The organism is Bacillus sp. N447-1 (assembly GCF_022701035.1).
In the GTDB taxonomy this organism is placed as follows: domain Bacteria; phylum Bacillota; class Bacilli; order Bacillales; family Bacillaceae_G; genus Bacillus_A; species Bacillus_A cereus.
Genome location: NZ_CP065509.1, coordinates 3148511 through 3169619, shown reverse-complemented (window position 1 = coordinate 3169619; position 21109 = coordinate 3148511). Strand labels below are relative to the sequence as shown.

The following is a 21109-nucleotide window of genomic DNA, read 5'->3' as shown; positions in this document are numbered from 1 at the left end:
ACTGTCTATTTTTTTATTACACATGCTGCTTCAATAACGCTTCTAACTCCTCAAAATTATGCACTTCATATGTCGGTATAATCCCACTATCATTTAATTTCCTTTCTGGATTAAACCAACAAGTATCAATTCCCGCTACATATCCACCTTTAATATCCGCGCTTAATGAATCCCCAATAATCAGCCCTTCTTCAGGTGCAAAGTTAGGAATCCGTTCAAAAACATAATCAAAATACTCTTTCATCGGCTTTTGAAAACCTGCATCTTCCGAAACAAAAACATCTTTAAACAATGAATGTAACCCTGCATTACGCAAACGTTTATCTTGTGTCTTAGAAACACCATTTGTCACTATATACAACTCATACTCCCCTTGAATTTGATTTATAAATTCAAACGCACCTTGCATGAGTTGATTTCCTTCTTCTAAGTAGTTACGATAATTATTTTCGAATAATATTCCATTTACTTCTTCTCCATACTCTTTAAACAACAGAGAGAATCGTGTATTTACAACTTCATTGCGTGATAGTTCACCTTTTTCAAAAGCATCCCAAAGACCTTTATTTATTTTTTTATAACGAGCCTCTATCTCGTCTGTTAAAGGGATTCCCTTCTCTTCAAAAAGTACCCGTAAAGCCACTTTTTCAGCCTTTTGGAAGTCTAGTAATGTATCATCTACATCAAATAACAATGTTTTATATTTTTTCATAAATTCATCACACTCTCTTTTCTACAAAAACAAATTTACATAAATCGTATCATTCCTTCTTGTAAAGATAATAGGAGATATCTCATACTATACATAGGGGTGAAAATATGAAAATCAGCAAAAATGAGGAAGAAATTTATCAATACATGCGAATCCATCAATTCCATACCCTATTTTCATTTCATGTCTTGCCATATGTAGAGCTGCATTCTTTTCAAACGAAAGAGATGATATGTAGTGAAGGAAATGCTCTCCCTTATCTCTATTACTTAATTTCTGGGAGAGCCAAAATATATATGAGTCATAAAAACGGGAAGGTTTCATTAATTAATTTTATTCAAGCACCATCTTTTATCGGGGAATTAGGATTAATAGGGGTAGAAAATATTACTAAGTCCGTTGAAGTACTAGAAGATTGTGTGTGTTTGGCACTTCCTCTTAAAGATTGTCAGCAACTTTTATTACAAGATGCAACGTTTTTACAGCACTTATGTAAATTTATTGGAGAAAAGACAATTACTCGCACTGAAAATTACGCAAAAAACTATAGTTATCCTTTTGAAAATCGATTAGCTGCTTTTATTTTATTAACAGAGCAAAATAATTGTTATATAGAAAAGCATACCGAGGCCTCGGAATATTTAAATGTCAGCTACCGTCATCTTTTATATGTATTAAATCAGTTTTGCCAACAAAATTATTTAAGAAAAGAAGGCCGAACATATTATATACAAGATCGAAATACATTAGAAAAGCTTGCTGATGAACTAAAAATATAAAAAAACAGCATTAACATATAAACGTTAATGCTGTTTTTTCGAGTGACGAGTATCATTTTAATTAAAATTTACTTGCTACTTTAGCTGCTTCTTCAAGACCTGCAGCGATGATTTCTTCTGCTTTATCTGGGAATTGGTTATGCCCTTCAATAACTACTGTTTCCATGTTTGTTGCGCCGAAGAAGCCCATCATACTTGCTACATATTTAACAGCCATTTCTACCTCAGCTGCTGGCCCTTCTGAATATACGCCGCCTCGTGCATTTAATAATGCAATCTTCTTATCTCCGATTAGGCCAACTGGACCCTCTGGCGTATATTTGAACGTTTTACCAGCACGGTTTAAATAATCAATATATGTGTGCAATACTGCTGGAATCGTTAAGTTCCATAATGGGAAGCCGAAAACAACTTTATCAGCTTCTAGGAATTGATTTAAATACTTATCAGCAACTGCTACTGCTTTTGCTTCTTCTTCTGTTAAATCAAATCCTTTACCTACCTTGAATGTACCATTGATCATGTCTACGCCTACGTATGGTAATTCTTCTTTATATAAATCAAGTTCTACTACTGTATCATTTGGGTTTGCTTCTTTATAGTTTGCTAAAAATGCCTCATATAATTTTACACTAACTGCTTGTTCCGCTGGACGGTTATTTGCTTTAACGAATAAAACTGTTGCCATTATTTATTCCTCCTAGTACTCACTCTTATGTTGTTATATGCTTTCAAAAAAGGTATCCCTTGTAATTGTTGTTTTGTTGCTTACAAACATATTTTATCTTTATATAAAGACAATTTCGTCCTCACATAGACGTATTTTTCCATAAAAAAAGTCCACCTTCTAAAGGCGAACTTGGTCTTACGACTTTCGTCTTATACAATTCCATTTTTAACTGCATATAATGCCGCTTGCGTACGATCAGATAAATTCAACTTACTCAAAATACTACTTACATGCGCCTTAACCGTCTTTTCTGTAATAACTAAAACAGATGCAATTTCCTTATTGCTCATCCCTTTCGCTAATAGCTGCAATACTTCATTTTCTCTCGCTGTTAGCACATCCACTTGAATAGAAGATTCTTCTTCCTTTTCTTCTACAGGTAATGTTTGAGAGAGAAGAGCATTTGCTATATCCGGATGTAATTGAATATTACCTTTATATGCGCTTCGAATAGCCTCAACAAGCTGATCTGGTTCTACATCTTTTAAAATATACCCACTTGCTCCAGCCCTTAATGCAGGTAACACATGCGCCTGATCAGAAAAGCTAGTTAATACAATTACTTTCACATTTGGATACTCTTTTTTTATATATGCCGTCGCCTCAACACCATCCATTTCAGGCATATATAAATCCATTAATATAACATCGGGATTTGTTTCTCCTACTTTCACTAACGCTTCTTTCCCATTATTCGCTTCTCCAACTAACTCTAAATCTTCCTGTGTACTTAAGAAAAATGCTAATCCTTTTAAAACGACTGTATGATCATCAACTAACAATACTTTTATTTTCACAAACTTCCCTCATTTTCACATCATAATGGTACATTTACTTTTACGCTCGTTCGTTTATTACTACTTACAATTTTAATTGTTCCACCAACTAATTCTACTCTTTCACGCATCGTAGTCATACCTAGTGATTTCTTTTCTTTTATATTCTTTTCCACAAAGCCCTTTCCTTGATCAACTATTTCTAATGATACATTTTTCTCATTCACTGTAAAATAAATCGTCGCTTCTTTTACACCTGCATGCTTACTTACATTGTTCAGTGCTTCTTGGCCTATGCGCCACAAAGCTTCTTCTACTACACGAGGTAAATCACGAACACCCGTAACTTGCTCCCTAATTTTCAGTCCCAAATTTTCACCGTACTGCTTTAGAGCTGGCAATAATCCTTTTTCTAATCCTGCCGGACGAAGCTGCCAAATTAATGTCCTCATTTCTTTCAAAGCTCCTTGCGCAAGTTCACGCATCTCATGCAAAGATTGATCTACCTTTTCATTTTTACCTTTTAAAACTGCCTCGGCGCCTTTTGTCATGAAGGTTAATGAAAATAATTTTTGCGAAACAGAATCATGTAAATCTCTTGCTAACCGATTTCTTTCTTCCATTCGTACAAGTTCACGGCGCTGCTCGTTTAACCTCAAATTCTCTATTATTAACGAAACATGGTTCGATAATGCTTGAATTACATCTATTGTATTAGCATCAAACTCTCCATTATTCAAACTAACACATAAAACACCAAATATATGGTTTTGAATATGTATTGGTGTAGCAATAACAGCTCGATTTAGATGTACATTATGTCCTATTTGATGTTTTATTAGAACTGGTTCATCTTGTTCTAACGCCTTCTTGGCCGCCTCTTTTACATCCTCTTGTAACTCTTCCTGAACGTAAGACGCTCGCAGAGATAATTCTTTTTCCTCCCTAATAAAAAGCGCTACTTGATTCCATTGAAATACTTCACCTACGTGATTTACCACCTTTTCAGGTAATACATTAAACTTATGAATCATTTTTAAATCTTGAATGAAACGCTCTAATTTCACATAATAATGTGCTCTTCTCTTTTCATTTTCATATAATTTTGTTCGCTTTAAAGCCGTACCAATTTGGAAGGCAACCGATTGGAGTAATACTAATTCTTCTTCTGAAAAATGTGTTTTACCCGGACTTGCAACATTTAACACCCCAAATTTTTCTCCCCCAGCTTTTAAAGGAACCGTAGCATGATGAAGAATGCCCTCCGTATCCCCCCAATTATATTCAATTGCATTATTAATTCTTTTACATTCAATAATATTAACGGCTCTCTCTAATTTTCCATCTACAAAACCTCGTAAACACCAACATTCACCTTCGCACATCGGGCGTTTATTTTCATATGTAAGTGCCTCTGGTAATTGATAATCAATTAACTTCGTATACTTCCCATTTTCATCCGCAAGAAAAATCCATCCTGTCGTTAAACCTGTTACACTTAGCAATTTCTCGAGGACAGCTTGCAATACATGATATGTATCATTTGATGTATTTAATGTTTCTGCAATTTCCTTTAATATAACTAATTCATTCGTACGATTATCTCGAAACATACTCATTCTCCTGCATACAAGATTTTAAATAGCTCTTAAAATAAATCATCTACTTTTCACTTTGTACTTATTCGTAACATTGATATAATGGTGAAAACATAGTTTTCATTATATCACTCGAGGGGGCTTTCATAATGACATTAAATAAAGCACTTACTATCGCTGGTTCTGACACAAGTGGCGGTGCTGGTATACAAGCAGATTTAAAAACATTCCAAGAACTGGGCGTATACGGAATGACATCTCTTACAACAATCGTAACGATGGATCCACATAACGGTTGGGCACATAACGTATTTCCAATCCCAGCTTCTACATTAAAACCACAATTAGAAACAACAATTGAAGGTGTTGGCGTAGACGCTTTAAAAACAGGTATGCTTGGATCAGTAGAAATTATTGAAATGGTTGCAGAAACAATCGAAAAGCACAATTTCAAAAATGTAGTAGTTGACCCTGTTATGGTATGTAAAGGTGCAGATGAAGCATTACACCCTGAAACGAACGATTGCTTACGTGACGTTCTTGTGCCAAAGGCATTAGTTGTAACGCCAAACTTATTTGAAGCTTACCAATTAAGCGGTGTGAAAATTAATTCTCTTGAGGACATGAAAGAAGCAGCGAAGAAAATCCACGCTTTAGGTGCCAAATACGTACTAATTAAAGGCGGAAGCAAACTTGGTACGGAAACTGCAATCGACGTCCTATATGATGGAGAAACATTCGATCTTTTAGAATCAGAAAAAATTGATACTACAAATACACACGGCGCAGGTTGCACATATTCTGCTGCAATTACAGCAGAACTTGCAAAAGGAAAACCTGTGAAAGAAGCAGTAAAAACTGCTAAAGAATTCATCACAGCTGCTATTCGTTACTCATTCAAAATTAACGAATACGTAGGTCCAACTCACCATGGTGCATATCGTAAATTCGTTGTATCAAAAGAACTTGTCTAATATATAAATAAAAACACTCACAAGGTTCATACATTGCCTCTGTGAGTGTTTTTTATAAGCTTTATGTCTTCCGGTCATCTTATCTTTAAGATGCAGAGCTGACCTTATTTCTACCATTTCGTTTCGAGTAGTATAACGCATCATCCGCCGCTTGAATAAATTGCTCTGATGCCCCTTCATACTCTGAAACCCCTACCGAAACTGTAATTTTTATTTTTGTTCCATCTAACAATTCAAATGAATGTTTTTCAACAGCTATACGAGTTTGTTCCCCAACATGAATTCCATAAACCATTCCTTTCCTTGGTATCAAAAGCGCAAACTCCTCTCCACCCTTTCGAAAAACCAAATCCGGAAATGCTGACATTTCTCGCAAAATATGCCCTACTTGTTTTAACACTTCGTCTCCCGCTGGGTGCCCATACGTATCATTTACATGCTTAAAATGGTCAATATCTATAAGTAGTAAACAAAGTGAATCGTTTTTCAAGTGTTTATTACTAATATGACGATTCATCTCTAAATCAAACTGCCTTACGTTTCCTAGACCTGTCAATGCATCTATCGTTGCGTATTGCTTCATCGTTTGAAATAGCTCATTGGATTGTAAAACATAATTTGCACTTATGAATGTTATGTAACCTGTAATAATACTAGAAATTAAATATAATCCCACTATGTGGATCTCTTTAATTAACCATATATATAACGCTGGGATTAGAATAGATAAAATATATGCGTGTAACCATACCCACTTTTCCCCTAAAGAAAGCTTCATACGCGAAATAAAGATACTCCCTATTCCTATCGCAATGATTGTATAAAAGGCCACTTGAGAAGCTAATGAATAATCCATAAACAACAGTCTAGTTACTAAAATCATAATAATTGTTATGGTACTCGCTATCGGCCCTCCAATAATAACAGCTAGAATAACAGCTAAGTAGCGTAAATCCAATAGGATGGTACCAACACGAACACCGAAATACATTAGTAATATACCTAGTATCCCAGTAAAAATGCCTACTACACATTTCTGCCCAAAAGAGAATCCTTCTTTTAACGGCTTATCTCTTAAAAGCTGACCTCCAACAAAAATAAAGGAAAGAATAATTGTTGTATTTACAAATAAGTCCCTTAACATAAAATGATCTCCTTACTTTTCTATCTATCCCTTTCCTTACTTTATTGTATACGAAATCCCTATAATTCCCAAAGTTTTTATTTATTTTTTGCTGTTCCACGTGAAACAGCAAAAAATAAAAAGGGCGAAAACTCGCCCTTTTTCATTAACAACAGCGTGATATTTTTCCGCCCTTTGCGTTAAATCTTGCTTCTTGTGCCTCAGCAAAAAATTGCTTTTGACATAAAACCTCTTCTTCAGGATGATGCTTTTTCATATGCTCCACATATACTTCATAACTTGGTACCCCAACGAGCAAACTAATAAAGCGCTTCCTTTCCCCCCATACTTGCCACAGCTTTTTAAGCATAGTTCCTCGACTCACTTTCATCTCTAGGAATATATGGTGCCTCTTTTAACGGCATTGGCTTATTTCTTAATACTTGTATCCAAATTCGAAGTGCTGAAACTAACACAGCGATTACAACTATCATAAAAATCCCACAAAGCGCTGCATCAATATAATCATTGAAAATAATTTGCTTCATTTGAGCGACATTTTTAGCTGGCGCTAACACTTTTCCCTCATCTAATGCTCTCTGAAATACCTTTGCATGCGATAGAAATCCAATTTTAGGATTTTCATGAAATAGCTTTTGATACCCCGCCGTCATTGTTACAATCAGCAACCCGACAGTTGGAATAAGTGTTACCCAAACGTACGCCTTTTTTCCCATTTTGAACAAAATTGTCGTTCCAAGTAATAATGCAATACCTGCTAGCATTTGATTTGCAATACCGAAAAGTGGCCATAATGTATTAATTCCACCGAGCGGATCTATTACCCCTTGGTATAAGAAATATCCCCACCCTAATACACATAATGTTGTAGCGATTACATTTGCTAATGTAGAATCCGTTTTCCCAAATGGCTTATATACATGCCCTAAAATATCTTGAATCATAAATCGGCCGACACGCGTTCCGGCATCAATCGTTGTTAAAATAAATAGGGCTTCAAAGAGAATCGCAAAATGATACCAAAATGCCATCATGGCCGTTCCACCTATTACTTGTGAGAAAATATATGCCATACCTATCGCTAATGTTGGCGCACCACCTGTACGTGATAAAATCGTTTGCTCTCCAACATTTACAGCGAGATCTTTTAGTTCATTTGGTGTAATAGCAAATCCCCATGAGGAAATAACTTGAGCTGCCTGCGAGACATCTGTACCGATAAGTGCTGCGGGACTATTAATTGCAAAATACGTTCCCGGTGTTAATACACAAGCTGCAATCATCGCCATCGCTGCTACAAACGACTCCATTAACATTGCTCCATAACCGATTGGCTGTGCGTGTCCCTCTTGCTCAATCATCTTCGGCGTCGTACCTGATGAAACAAGAGCATGGAATCCAGACACTGCACCACAAGCAATAGTAATAAATAAGAAAGGGAATAGGTTTCCAGAGAACACAGGACCAGTTCCATCAATAAATTTCGAAACTGCTGGCATTTGTAAATCTGGTGCTACAATTAAGATACCGATTGCTAACCCTACAATTGTTCCGACTTTTAAAAATGTACTTAAATAATCACGTGGTGCTAAAAGCATCCAAACTGGTAATGCAGATGCAATAAATCCATATACAATAAGCATAATAGCAATTGTTTCACCACTAAATGTGAACATACTTGCAAGTGTTGGATTTTCTGCTACATACTGTCCTCCAACAAGAGATAAAATAAGTAGGATAATACCAATTACTGATCCTTCTCCAACACGACCAGGCCTAATATAGCGCATATAAACTCCCATTAAAATAGCGATAGGAATCGTTGCTGCTATCGTAAACATTCCCCAAGGACTTCCGATTAGTGCCTTTACTACGACCAACGCTAATACTGCTAATAAAATAATCATAATTCCTAAAATACCTATCATTGCAATTAGTCCTGTAACAGGTCCAATCTCATCTTTAATCATTTCTCCTAACGATTTACCATTACGTCTCATTGAAGCAAATAAAATAACAAAATCTTGGACAGCCCCCGCAACAACTACCCCAACAATAATCCAAATGGTCCCTGGTAAATACCCCATTTGTGCCGCTAAAATCGGTCCTACTAAAGGTCCCGCTCCAGCAATCGCTGCAAAGTGATGTCCAAACAATACCCACTTATTTGTTGGAACATAGTCTTTCCCATCATTTAATGTATGGGCTGGTGTTTGCCGATTATCATCTAAATTAAAAACCTTTCTCGCTATAAATCTACTATAAAAGCGATAAGCAACTGCATATACACATACGGCAGCTACTAAGAGCCATACAGCATTAATGGTTTCACCTTGTGATAAAGCTATTACCCCAAAAGCACCTGCTCCTACTGCTGTAATAACGCCCCAAAGTAAGATCGATTTCAATGTCTTCACATACAATTCCCCCAATACTATTTCTTAGTGGAGATTGTACTAAATTTTCTGAATATTTAACTTGAATCCTCCCTATCATGAAGGATTTTCAGTTTATCATGTTAAAATACTCTCATTATCTACTATAATTCAATGTTATTTCGAAGGCGTTTTACATAATTACGACTGACTGGAATCGGTTGCTCATCATACCTATCTAAATACAAATTATACGTGCCATTATAATAAGGTTTCAGTTCTTTTACATATGACATATTAATTAAATAGCTTTTATGTACACGTAAAAATCATATGCATTTAGCTTATTTTCTAATTCCTGAAGTGTATATGTTGAAATATACTGATTATTCGTTGTGTAAATTGAAACAGTTTTATTTTCTTTATTTTTACTTACATATACGATATCTTCTGGAAGAATATATCGTATGCCCTCTTGACTTTCTATCGGTAGTTTTCGCAAATAACTCTTTGCTTTCTCACCTTGTTCTTTACCTATTTTATATAAAAGAAATTGTAAATCTTCTTCACGAAATGGTCGCAATAAATAATAAAATGCTTGAAAACGAAAAGCTGTAATAGATTCTTCTATGTTTTCACCTACAAAAATAAATTTTGTATAGCAATTTATTTCTCGTAATAAACTTGCATATTCAAAACCAGTACCATCTAGTAATTTGGAACTTAAAAAAACAAAGTCTGGTATATGTTTTTTCATCATAAATAAAGATTCTGTTCCTGTCTTTGCTTCAAAACATTCTACATTTCTCATATTTTCAGTGAAATTTTCAGCTAACTCTCTTCTCTCTTCTGCCTCTTCCATAATCAGTAAAATTTTCATTTCTTCAACCACCTAATTCTTTGTCCATATGTCCTGTTGTATACATTCGCTTTTATAAGAAATAATCCCTTTTTCTTACTATACCATTATTTATCTAAAAAAACAGAAAAAAGGAAACCACTTCGGTTTCCTCTCCCCCTTTATCCCGTACTAACTGCCTATAAAGAGACAAGTAGTGTAGGATGATAAACGATCCAGGATACGTTTAAATTTTCACTTTATACTAATTCTCGTTGCTTCGTTTCCTGTCCAAGTATTATTACAGCGAATACACCAATTAAAATTGATCCACAGAAAATCGTAAATATTAATGATAGTGAAGCTTCTGAGGCAACTAAATATCCCACTAATAGTGGCCCAAGGATACCACCGATACGACCAAATGCTGCTGCCATCCCTGCACCTGTACCACGAATAACCGTTGGATACTGCTCAGGTGTATAGGCGTATAATGCTCCCCAAGCACCTAAGTTAAAGAAGGATAGTAGCATACCTGCCACAATTAATACTGTTAATGAATCCGCAACCCCAAACAAATAAGCACTGCAAGCTGTCCCAATTAAATACGTAACCAAAACAAATTTACGACCGAGACGTTCAATAAACCAAGCAGCGGTGAAATATCCTGGAAGTTGAGCTAATGTCATAATAAGTACGTATTGGAAACTTTTTATTAAACTAAATCCTTTTAGCACCATTACACTCGGTAACCAAAGGAACATTCCATAATAGGAAAAGACAACACAAAACCATAGAATCCATAGCATAATTGTTGCTTTACGATATTCCCCAGACCAAACTGATTTTATATTTTCAATAACAGATGGCCTTTTTTCAACTTTTTGGAACCTTGGGGAATCCGGTAAATTCCATCTTAAATATAAAGCATATAGTGCTGGAATTGCACTCAATACCATCGCAACTTCCCAACCATATTTCGGAATAACAAAATACGAGATAAGAGCTGCAATTAGCCATCCACCTGCCCAAAAACTTTCTAATAACACAACAATTTTCCCACGCTCATGCGCTTCAACACTCTCTGATACTAGTGTAGAGGCAACTGGAAGCTCTCCGCCAAGCCCCATACCAATTAAAAAGCGTAAAACGAGAAACATTGCAAGTGTTGTTGTTAATGCAGTTAAACCACTACCGATAGAAAATAACAATAATGTAATAATAAAAACTGATTTCCGCCCTATTTTATCTGATAGTATCCCAAAAATAAGCGCTCCTACTGCCATACCGATTGAGTTAATACTGCCTATCCAGCCCATTTCTTGCGTACTTAATCCCCAATCCTTTTGCAAGGCTACCATTACAAATGAAAGCATTCCAACATCCATTGCATCAAATAGCCATCCAAGCCCAGCTATACCAAGTAGTTTGCGCTTCGAAATTTCTTTTACCTTGCCCACTAGAAGTCCTCCTCACACAGGTGTCTTTACACATCATTTTACATGTGTGAATTGTATAAGTAAAATACTTTTGTGTAAAAAATTCTCCTTCATCATTCCCAAAAAGTAAAACGTCTATCCCGATTGGTGAGAGCTAATAATCAGTGGGGATGCCTCACTAATTAAAGTTTCAATTTATTAAAAATGAACAAATAAAAAAAGCAGCGATATTTCGCTACTTTTTCGAACGCATTACTTCTTTTAAAAATTCCGCTAATACTAACTGACGACGCCAGCGTGTTGGATTACTGCATAATCTATAAAACCACTCTAAATGAATCGCTTGAATCCATTTTGGTGCACGTTTTACCTCTCCAGCCCATACGTCTAAACTTCCACCCACTCCAACAGCCATTTTCGTTTCTAAACGATGCTTATTGTTTTGGATAAAGTTCTCTTGTCTCGGGAAACCAAGTGCAACAAGTAATAAATCTGGTTTTGCTTCTTGAATGCGAGAAATAATATTCTCTTCATCTTCTTGTTTAAAATAACCATCTTGTATACCGGCGATGGATACAGCTGAATATGTCTTTGTTAAATGATCTGCTGCAGCTTGTACAACATGCGGCTTTGCACCTAATAAGAAAACAGATACCGGCTTACTATCTTCTGATAACTTCGCAAGTAAATTACACATTAAATCAAAACCTGCTACACGTTCTTTTAAAGGTGTACCAAGCATCCCGCTTGCCTTTACAACCCCAATACCATCAGGTGTAATTAAATCTGTATTCAATAATATTTGATAGAACTTTTCATCCTTTTTTGCGCACATAACAATTTCAGGGTTTGCTGTTACTACCTGAAACGTATGAGTTCGCTCCGCTTCTAGTTGTTCTTTTAAATATTGGACCGTTTCATCCATTGTCATTGTAGAAAAAGGAACGCCTAGAATATCAACTGTTTGTACTGCCATAGTTAACTATCCTCTCTATCATTACAAGTTTTTCGCTATTAATTGCTTATATGTTTCCTTTGTATCTTCATATAGTTTTTGAAGTGAGAAGTTCATAGTAGCATGCTCATAAATATGTTTACCCATTGCTGCTAACTCTCCAGTTTTCCACTTATCATACGCTTCTTCTAAAGCTAATGCTAATGCCTTTCCATCACCTGTCGGCACAATCCATCCGTAAGTTTCATCTACGATTAATGGTTCAATTTCTCCAGCCCTAGTCACAATTGATGGTACGCGCTGATTTGCCGCTTCTAATAAAACTAGTGGGAACCCTTCACTATGGGAAGTTAATAAATTTACATGTGACGACGCAAATAATTGTTTTACATCTTGACGATGTCCTAAAAACTCTACTTTATCGTTAATCCCTTTTTCAGTAGCTAATGACTTCAGATTTTCTTCTAATGGGCCATCGCCAACTAATAATACTTTAATTTTCTCTAATTTTGTTTGTTGTAACGCATCGAATAAAACTTCATGTCCTTTGACAGGATGTAATCGTGCTACTTGAATTGCCGTAAATACATCTTCATCAATATTGAACATTTCTTTTTTATTATAGCCTTCTGCTTTTTCCTTATCATATTCAATTCCATTATAAATAACATGCATCTTTTCATTTGAAATACCTAATGCTGCCAGGCTTTTTTTCAATCTATTTGTTACAACGAAAAATAAGTCTATATTTTTTAAGGCTTTCAAATTTAATTTCGTAAAAATCCAACCTTTTAAGCCCTGTTTAGTAAAGTCTTGAAATGGATCACTATGAATAGTCGTTACCCATTTTGCCTTTATTCTCTTTTTCATTAAAGAAACATAGAAATTAGCCCTAGGGCCATGTGTATGAACTACATCAAATTTTTCTTTATTAATAAATTCACTTATATTCTTTAAAATGGATAAATCATAGCGCGATTTTTGTGAAAACACATGGACTTTTATCCCTAACTCCCTTGCTTCCTTCGCAACAATTCCATCTTCAAATACTGCTAATTCTACTTCACCAGCTGGAAACTGATCGAGAAGTGAAATAATATGTGTTTTCCCTCCCCCATCTTCTGCTCCTGCATTCATATGCAATATTCTCATATTTTTTCCTCCTTTAAATCCTCGCTACGTTTCCATCTATTTTTATTTTACTGTACTAAAAAATAAAAGCTAACAAAAGTTAGCTTTTATTTTTATCATTCAATTTCTAGGTCTACTATTAGATAAGCTAACACCACTACAAAGTAAATACCAACTCCTGGTGCTGTTAAAATATGTCCTGCAATATAAGCAATGCCTAACGCTAACAATAAGCTTGCTGAAATCATTCCATATTTTATATTAAATATGTCCTTAAATCTCGTAGCAAATGCTAGTAGAATTCTTAGCCCGTAATAAATAAATGGAATCATTAGTAATACAAAGCCAATAATCCCGAAATCATAAAACCAATCATGGAAGTCCATTTCAATTAGTTTTGGATCTGGCTGCTTTTGTTCATTGTATTTAAAGTTACCTGCATAACCCATTCCTAATAACTTTTGTGACATTGGCGCTTCTTTAAAGAACTGCTTATGTCTTTCTTCATATACTTGACGTCCACTGAAAATAAGATTTTCTTGATTTTCTTTCTTTTGCTCTTTCTCAAGCTCTTTCTTAACTTCCTCTTCTATCTTCGCCTTTTCTTCTGGCTTTTCAACTTTATGGTGATTTTCTTCTTTTTCTTTAAGTTCTTGCTCTTTTTTCAGCTTCTCTTTAATTTCTTTTTCTTTTTGACCTTGCTGCGCCACATTTTGCTCTGATAAATAATTATTGTGAATACCCATATTTTGTGCTAATGGCGTTTGTTTAAACGTTCCAACTACACCAGCTAATAGGACAATAGCAATTACTGCATTAAGCGCAAGGGATTTTTTGTTCGGATTTTTTCTATCAAATAATAATTGTAGTACAATGATTCCGATTGCTGCTGCTAACGTAGCACCAATTGAGCCCATCCCTACTTTTGTACCAACTTGAATTAGCGAATAAATCATTAAAAGTGATGGAATCCAATATAAAATGTGTTTCCAGCTCTTTGTTTTTTGAATAGAATATAGTACCACAATAGGGAAAATAATAGCTAAGATTGAACCTAGTTCATTCCCTGCATAGAACCAACCTCGAGAACCAACCTTCATCCATTCATAACTACCAAAGTCAGTAGATGTTGAAATAGAAATAACCATAATTGCGTTAATGATTAATGTAGAATATACAATACTATTTCGAACCTTATCACTAATATTAACTGTCTTTTTCAATGATTTTAAAGCTAAAATGTATGATCCCAGCATGATATATATATATAATGCTTTCGCAACGAATTTAACTTCTTCACTAAGTACAATAGGATCCTTAACTAGTTTGTTATTAATAAATCCTATTCCTAAAACTCCGGCTAATAATATAAGATAAATTAAAAACTTTCTATTTTCCTTCTCTTTTGCCTGAATTAAAATGTAAATGCCACCAACAGCCATAATAAGGAATCTTACTAAAATTCCAACGGTAGCATTTGACTTTAATAAAGTGATGCTAAGAGACGTTAATAAATCTAAAACAGGCTGTAAAATAATAAAAAAGAGCAAAAAACGCTCAAATCTAACCCTAGCTTGATTTGCTAACATTCCAAGACCTCCATACAAAATCTTAACATTATCTTTTAATCATAATTTATTATCGTTAAAACACACCTAGCAATTATAACATAACTCATATTTAAATTGAGAACTATTTTTATACCGAAACTAGCCACTCTACCTTAAGTAGTACTAGAAAATATTATCCTTTAGCTATCCTTCCCTATCTCTATAAAAACTATCTAACACTCTTCTACTTATTATCAGCATTATAGTAACATTCATTAATTATTATATTAATATATATAATCTGATAATTATAAAATGACATCTACTCAGCTATCCCACAACTAAAGGTTAACCTTGCTTCATTTTTCCCTAAACATTTTCAAACGCTTTCTTTATGTATTTTATCCGTTTTTCTACATGTAGCGAAAAGTAATTGTTATTTCCAATACTTTAGTGTATATTTTTTCTCTGGAACATCTTTAAGAGGAAGGGATTAAGGCCATGTTATTAATCGATATATTTACGTTTCTTGGCATTATCGCCGCTGCCATTTCTGGTACATTAGTTGGTTTAAAAAAAGATTTAGATTTATTTGGTGTCCTTTGTTTAGCTGTAGCTACTGCGCTCGGCGGCGGTATTATTCGTGATATTATGATCGGTAACCTGCCCCCTGTCGCATTTGTAAAACCCATTTACTTTTTCGTAAGTGTATTATCAGCATTATTTACTTGTATGTTTTTTGAACGCATCAATAAACTTCAAGTCGTTATTATGCTTTCTGATGCTGTTGGCTTAGGCGTTTTTACAGCTATTGGTGCAAATGCGGCAATGTCACATCATGTTGACGCCTCATTTCTAGTTGTTTCAATGGGAGTCATTACAGGTATTGGAGGCGGTATTTTGCGTGACATTTGTGCTCAAGATATCCCTTACGTATTCCGAAAAGAAATTTACGCAATCGCTTCTATCTTAGGAGCAATTAGCTTCCTAATCACACACGCTATGGGGGCGCACGTATTAGCTTTCTATGTTTGTTTATTAGTAACATTCGTTATTCGTGTCGTCACTGTAATATATAATGTGCATTTCCCTGTTTTCTTTAAAACACATGCTAAAATTAATAAAGGCCATTAAGAGAATTCTAGATAGAATTCTCTTAATTTATGTACTATTCAACAAACTAATATAGAGTAATTATATATAAGCATATATAATTACTCTATATTAGTTTTAAAATTGAAAACGTTTTATATACAGGGGAAGAATGATGCTTGGGGTTTTCAAAAAATATTAATAAAACAAACGCCAGTATAATCGAATTAAGTAAAGAGCAACAAATAACTTTTAATGTACCTACTAATTCTGAATTGAAAATTCAAATGGATATGCTACATATTTCAAAAGAAGATTTACAAGTTGTAAAAATACTACAGCCTTTTATTTATGCAGAAATTGATTGGATTACTGAAAAATTCTATGCCAACATTACAAAACAACCTAATTTAATTACTATTATTGAACGTTACAGCTCTATTCCAAAACTAAAACAAACTTTAAAAACACATATTAAAGAATTATTCAGCGGCAATATGCATGAAGATTTTATTGAACAGCGTGTTAGGATTGCCAAAAGGCATGTACAAATTGGTTTACATCGAAGATGGTATACTGCTGCTTATCAAGAATTATTCCGCTCTATCATGAAGATTTTGCAAACAAAAATAACAACAATCGATGATTTTTCCTATTCTATAAATGTCATAAATAAATTATTCACTCTTGAACAAGAACTTGTTCTTGCAGCTTATGAATCTGAATATGAAAGAATGCAAAAAGAGCATGAGAAAGAAAAAGAATTAACTGCTATGACAATTACGCATATCGCAACAGAACTAGCTGCTGTATCTGAAAAAACAAGCTCTTCTATTCAAAAACTAACCGCCAAATCTGAAACTATTGTAGAGATTGCTAAAACAGGTACATCATTAGCTACAACATCTGAAGAAAAAGCGAATAAAGGGAAAGAACAATTAAACCAGCAAAACAAACGAATGGGATCTATTCAAATGAATATGGAAACGATTATTACAGATACTCATGAACTTCTCAATATTTCTAACAAAATTAATGAAATCATAGATATTGTTAAATCGATTGCGGAGCAAACAAATTTACTCGCACTAAATGCTGCTATTGAGTCGGCACGTGCTGGAGAATTTGGGAAAGGGTTTTCTGTTGTTGCTGGCGAAATCCGAAAATTATCAGAGCAAACGAAAGAATCTATATTTAACGTTACAAAGCTCGTCGAAAAAACAAATGAACAAATTACTCGTGTCTCGTCTTCTGTGAAACAAATTAGCTCTCTCGTATCGGAAGGAACAGATAGTATGTCGGCAACAGATCGATACTTCCAAGAAATCGTAAAAGATATGTCTAACTCAAAAGAACAGAATAAGAAAATTGAACACGAACTACAAGCTATTTCACAAGTAATGAAAGGAATTCAAGATAATTCCTCACAAATGGCTCTAACAGCCGATAATTTGCAACTAGAACTAAATCGATAAGATGAAATTTAGTAGTCAAGCATACTTTTCATCTGTACTAACTACTAAATTTCATCTTCCATCAAAAAAAAGAATCCAGAATGGATTCTTTTTATTTTCTGAAAAATATTTTTTGACAATACACATAACTCATATAAACACCAAAGCTCTGCAAAATAAACAATGCTGGCATAATTACATTGTAATATGCCATATCTACTTGGAAGAGCTTTAACAATACGTATCCACTAATTAAAAATAAGAACAACATATATCCTCATTTTGTTGTTTCTTAATAAGGAAGTGTAATAGAGCTATAGTCATAAACAATGTTACGGCTATATATATCAGTTTTTCATATTTGAAAAGAATAGAATTTATCCCCTCATCTGAAAACTGATTTATCATCGGTTCTAAAAGTTTAAATCTTTCTCCCTCAATCTCTTTTAACTTTTGATCAATATGCTCTGTTACACTTTGATTTTTCGATATTTTTTCTTCATGTTGCGTTTTTCCAATTAAAACAGATTGAACATACGTCTCATTCGCAATCGTATATTGTGACATTCCCATTGTCTTAATTCCATAATTCACACCAAAATGGGCACTATAAAATAGAATAAGTATCCCTATCATCTTTAGTAACACCTTTTGTTTCGTTGCTGATTGAAATACTTCGATTAATAATACATATACCGTGATAAAAATAGGAAGAAATAATCCCATTGGGAAAATCATATTACTAAATGCAAATAAAATCGCTGAAAACACCCACATATAAGGATGATCTAATCCTTTATATAAAAGTATGTAACAAGCAAAATAAAATAAAAATATTGCAAGTGACTCAGGAGTTAATACGGAACTCATGAATATATTTGGAATATACAGAGCATAAAAGATAGAAGCAATACGACCGCATTCTTCTCCAAAAACCATTGCTGCAATACGATAAATAAAAAATGCGGTTCCTGCGCAAAATAACACATTAAATAGTTGTAAAGCGAATAATGTATCACCAAATATACGAATAATTACTGACTCATATATAATAAAAGGCAAATGAGTTACAGTCTCTATATTATTACCAATTGCAATCTGCTTTGCAGACTCATACATCACTTTCATATCACCAATTATTGGAGCATCTACAAATAACAGCATACTAAGCCTCACAACTATAGATATACTTATAAGAAAAATAAGAAATTGTTTATCTGTAAAACGATATTGTAGAATTGATGCCACTAACAAAATAAGTATGACGAAAATTGCCAATATGATTGTTACACTTGTTGTACTTCCTCCAAAGAATTGCTTACTTGTCTCAAATGCTGCCCAACAACTATAAACAAAAAATGCGAACATCGCACCGATCGTAATTTTATTGAAGAAAGATGAAAAATTTGTTTGTATATGATTCATATGTCCATTGCACCTCTATTTCCATTCATAACAAAACGATTCTATCATGAATGGGTACACGGCTGATAGAGAATTTCTATGACAAATACATAGTCATTACTTTTTACTTGCAATGTAAGCGAATCCTCTTTTACACTACATTTTAGATAAAATAAATTTTCTTTCAGTTACATGAATACAAATACAGAAGTTTAAATAATACTCTTTTGGACTACACTTTACTTCATTAAATATCTAATATGAGTACTAAGCTTACACATATTATTCTGATTGAAAACAGACTATAGGGGCTGAATATATGGAAAAGAAATTCATGCGAGAATCTAAAGCAATTAAGACAACACGTGTCTTTCCTAACGATTTAAATAATCACCAAACACTTTTTGGGGGGAAATTATTAGCAGAAATTGATAGTATTGCTTCAATTGCGGCTGCAAGACATAGTCGTAAACATTGCGTAACAGCATCTATTGATTCAGTTGATTTTTTAACTCCAATTCACCAAGCTGATTCTGTTTGTTATGAAGCATTCGTATGTTATACAGGGAAATCTTCAATGGAAGTTTTCGTAAAAGTAATTGCAGAAAATTTATTAGCAGGCGAGCGTAGAATTGCTGCTACTTGCTTCATTACATTTGTAGCAATAAAAGATGGAAAACCTTCGTCCGTACCACAAGTACTACCTGAAACAGAAGAAGAGCACTGGCTACACCAAACTGGATCAGAACGCGCAGAAAACCGAAAAAAAGGGCGTTTGAAAAGTAAGGAAATGGCTGAAGTATTAACCTTAAGTAAGCCATGGAGCATATAACACTATGTAACACAGGTAAACATTCCTTTATGTTTACCTGCTTTTTTATTTCAATTTTAATTATAAACACCTATCACTACCTAAATATGCTTCCTAGTTTACAAAACAGCCCACTAACTTGTCCTTTATTTTGTTATACTATTAATGGTATAGTATATGATGTTTAATAAAAGTAATGATGCCGATTATATGAAGGATGGTGCAATATGTCTGTTGAGGTACCAATTGTAATACCTAAAACTTTGATTATTATTCCTGCTTACAACGAAGAAGAAGCGATTGCAGATACATTAACAAGACTTTTAGAACTAAAAGAACATTTTGTAGGATTAGATATTTGTGTAATTAACGATGGTTCAATGGATAAAACACCTGAGATTGTTACAACATTCCCAGTCCATCTTGTAAATCTACCTTATAATTTAGGAATTGGGTCAGCTGTACAAACTGGATATAAGTATGCTTATGAGAATGACTATGATATCGCTATTCAATTTGATGCCGATGGACAACATAACCCAGAGGATTTATATAAAATCATCCAACCTATTGCTGAAAATCAATGCGATATGGTGCTAGGGTCTCGATTTACGGAAAAAACTGCATATAAGGGAAGTCTTTCAAGGCGAATTGGAATATTTTACTTCACTGCCTTATTAAAGTTACTAACGAAACAAACATTTATGGATCCAACATCTGGATACCGTGCTATTAATCGCGAAGTAATTCAGATTTTCGCACACAATTATCCAAAAGATTATCCAGAACCAGAAGTACTTATTCACTTAAAAAAGAAAAATCTTCGCATTAATGAAATATCAGTTAATATGCAAGAAAGACAAGGTGGTCAATCTTCTATTACACCATTGAAATCTGCATACTACATGATTAAAGTAAGTTTAGCTATATTAATGCAAAAAATTGTGAAAGGTTGATAATCCATGCCTATAATTACCTTTTCATTTATCTTTATTCTATTATTATTTTTCCTGATTATTAACTCGATACGTAAAGGAGCTTTGGAAACAAAATATTCCATTCTTTGGATTTTTGTTTGTATCGCAATGGCGATTTTAAGCTCTACAGATAAGATTATAAATTGGATTGGGAAGCTATTACACGTAGAATACCCACCATCTGTTTTATTCCTGTTCGGACTTTTATTCTGTTTTATTTTAATTTTTGATTTAACTCGTAAGGTTTCTAAACAGCATCACCAACTTGTAACATTGACACAAGATTATGCGTTGCTAAAACAAAAATTAAATAATAAAGAGCAAAATGATTCTTTACACGATGCATAATTAAAAATGACCTACTTTCTAT

Annotated in this window: 18 protein-coding genes and 3 pseudogenes; 8 read left to right on the top strand and 13 right to left on the bottom strand. The window is 34.0% G+C overall.

All coding sequences use genetic code 11. The features are described 5' to 3' along the window. Positions 1–16 precede the first annotated feature (16 nt). The gene (locus tag IQ781_RS16040) at positions 17–712 is read right to left on the bottom strand and encodes a YjjG family noncanonical pyrimidine nucleotidase (RefSeq protein WP_139847017.1); all 696 of its coding nucleotides are present in this window, start codon (positions 710–712) and stop codon (positions 17–19) included. A gap of 107 nt (positions 713–819) precedes the next feature. On the opposite strand from IQ781_RS16040, the gene IQ781_RS16035 reads away from it, so the two are divergent. Then, complete coding sequence (locus IQ781_RS16035; RefSeq protein WP_000703327.1) at positions 820–1491, top strand: transcriptional regulator YeiL; 672 nt, start codon at positions 820–822, stop codon at positions 1489–1491. A gap of 61 nt (positions 1492–1552) precedes the next feature. Here the strand turns inward: IQ781_RS16035 and IQ781_RS16030 are convergent, their stop codons facing one another. The 3 genes from IQ781_RS16030 to IQ781_RS16020 all read right to left on the bottom strand — a co-directional run bounded on the left by IQ781_RS16030 (position 1553) and on the right by IQ781_RS16020 (position 4610). Next, positions 1553–2179, bottom strand: coding sequence for an FMN-dependent NADH-azoreductase (locus IQ781_RS16030; RefSeq protein ID WP_000246741.1), 627 nt, complete (start codon positions 2177–2179; stop codon positions 1553–1555). A 191-nt stretch (positions 2180–2370) separates the two neighbouring features. Then, the gene (locus IQ781_RS16025; RefSeq protein WP_000695801.1) at positions 2371–3018 is read right to left on the bottom strand and encodes a response regulator; all 648 of its coding nucleotides are present in this window, start codon (positions 3016–3018) and stop codon (positions 2371–2373) included. A 20-nt stretch (positions 3019–3038) separates the two neighbouring features. After that, positions 3039–4610 (bottom strand): GAF domain-containing sensor histidine kinase, encoded by a 1572-nt coding sequence (locus tag IQ781_RS16020; RefSeq protein ID WP_000488138.1) that lies wholly within the window; start codon positions 4608–4610, stop codon positions 3039–3041. Between the two features lie 134 nt (positions 4611–4744). Here IQ781_RS16020 and pdxK point away from each other — a divergent pair, with 134 nt between their 5' ends. Continuing rightward, complete coding sequence (gene pdxK, locus IQ781_RS16015) at positions 4745–5569, top strand: pyridoxine/pyridoxal/pyridoxamine kinase (protein WP_000174252.1); 825 nt, start codon at positions 4745–4747, stop codon at positions 5567–5569. Between the two features lie 85 nt (positions 5570–5654). On the opposite strand, the gene IQ781_RS16010 is transcribed toward pdxK, so the two are convergent. The 8 genes and pseudogenes from IQ781_RS16010 to IQ781_RS15975 all read right to left on the bottom strand — a co-directional run bounded on the left by IQ781_RS16010 (position 5655) and on the right by IQ781_RS15975 (position 15040). Next, positions 5655–6713, bottom strand: coding sequence for a GGDEF domain-containing protein (locus tag IQ781_RS16010; protein ID WP_017657620.1), 1059 nt, complete (start codon positions 6711–6713; stop codon positions 5655–5657). Between the two features lie 145 nt (positions 6714–6858). Further along, positions 6859–7062 carry a YbdD/YjiX family protein gene (locus IQ781_RS16005; RefSeq protein ID WP_000914503.1) on the bottom strand — a complete coding sequence of 68 codons (204 nt, stop codon included), beginning with the start codon at positions 7060–7062 and terminating at the stop codon, positions 6859–6861. Beyond that, positions 7055–9130, bottom strand: a complete 2076-nt coding sequence (gene cstA / locus IQ781_RS16000) for a carbon starvation protein CstA (RefSeq protein ID WP_047792095.1) — start codon at positions 9128–9130, stop codon at positions 7055–7057. The genes IQ781_RS16005 and cstA overlap by 8 nt, the downstream gene beginning before the upstream one ends. 122 nt (positions 9131–9252) lie before the next feature. Then, a pseudogene (locus IQ781_RS15995) lies at positions 9253–9968 on the bottom strand (LytR/AlgR family response regulator transcription factor). 218 nt (positions 9969–10186) lie between these two features. After that, on the bottom strand, positions 10187–11386 hold the full coding sequence (locus tag IQ781_RS15990; protein ID WP_000521075.1) for an MFS transporter: 1200 nt from the start codon (positions 11384–11386) through the stop codon (positions 10187–10189). Positions 11387–11600: 214 nt separating this feature from the next. Further along, entirely contained in the window at positions 11601–12341 is a 741-nt protein-coding gene (locus IQ781_RS15985) for a WecB/TagA/CpsF family glycosyltransferase (protein ID WP_139847015.1), read from the bottom strand. Between the two features lie 21 nt (positions 12342–12362). Continuing rightward, positions 12363–13472 (bottom strand): glycosyltransferase family 4 protein, encoded by a 1110-nt coding sequence (locus IQ781_RS15980; RefSeq protein ID WP_001221215.1) that lies wholly within the window; start codon positions 13470–13472, stop codon positions 12363–12365. A gap of 95 nt (positions 13473–13567) precedes the next feature. Further along, positions 13568–15040, bottom strand: coding sequence for an O-antigen ligase family protein (locus IQ781_RS15975; protein ID WP_000880764.1), 1473 nt, complete (start codon positions 15038–15040; stop codon positions 13568–13570). Positions 15041–15502: 462 nt separating this feature from the next. On the opposite strand from IQ781_RS15975, the gene IQ781_RS15970 reads away from it, so the two are divergent. From IQ781_RS15970 to IQ781_RS28460, 3 genes and pseudogenes are all read left to right on the top strand, one after another. Further along, on the top strand, positions 15503–16135 hold the full coding sequence (locus IQ781_RS15970; protein ID WP_000924371.1) for a trimeric intracellular cation channel family protein: 633 nt from the start codon (positions 15503–15505) through the stop codon (positions 16133–16135). Positions 16136–16380: 245 nt separating this feature from the next. Next, positions 16381–16767 (top strand): annotated as a pseudogene (locus IQ781_RS28465) (protoglobin family protein); the annotation flags it as partial. Positions 16768–16827: 60 nt separating this feature from the next. Continuing rightward, a complete protein-coding gene (locus IQ781_RS28460; RefSeq protein WP_371862107.1) occupies positions 16828–17568 on the top strand; it encodes a methyl-accepting chemotaxis protein in 741 nt (246 codons plus the stop codon). A gap of 91 nt (positions 17569–17659) precedes the next feature. Here the strand turns inward: IQ781_RS28460 and IQ781_RS15960 are convergent. Next, a pseudogene (locus IQ781_RS15960) lies at positions 17660–18972 on the bottom strand (ArnT family glycosyltransferase). 298 nt (positions 18973–19270) lie between these two features. Here IQ781_RS15960 and IQ781_RS15955 point away from each other — a divergent pair. From IQ781_RS15955 to IQ781_RS15945, 3 genes are all read left to right on the top strand, one after another. Next, positions 19271–19783 carry an acyl-CoA thioesterase gene (locus IQ781_RS15955; RefSeq protein ID WP_000412119.1) on the top strand — a complete coding sequence of 171 codons (513 nt, stop codon included), beginning with the start codon at positions 19271–19273 and terminating at the stop codon, positions 19781–19783. Positions 19784–19989: 206 nt separating this feature from the next. After that, a complete protein-coding gene (locus IQ781_RS15950) occupies positions 19990–20718 on the top strand; it encodes a glycosyltransferase family 2 protein (RefSeq protein WP_000110207.1) in 729 nt (242 codons plus the stop codon). Between the two features lie 6 nt (positions 20719–20724). Beyond that, positions 20725–21087 (top strand): DUF2304 domain-containing protein, encoded by a 363-nt coding sequence (locus IQ781_RS15945; protein WP_001121765.1) that lies wholly within the window; start codon positions 20725–20727, stop codon positions 21085–21087. The last annotated feature ends 22 nt before the right edge of the window (positions 21088–21109 follow it).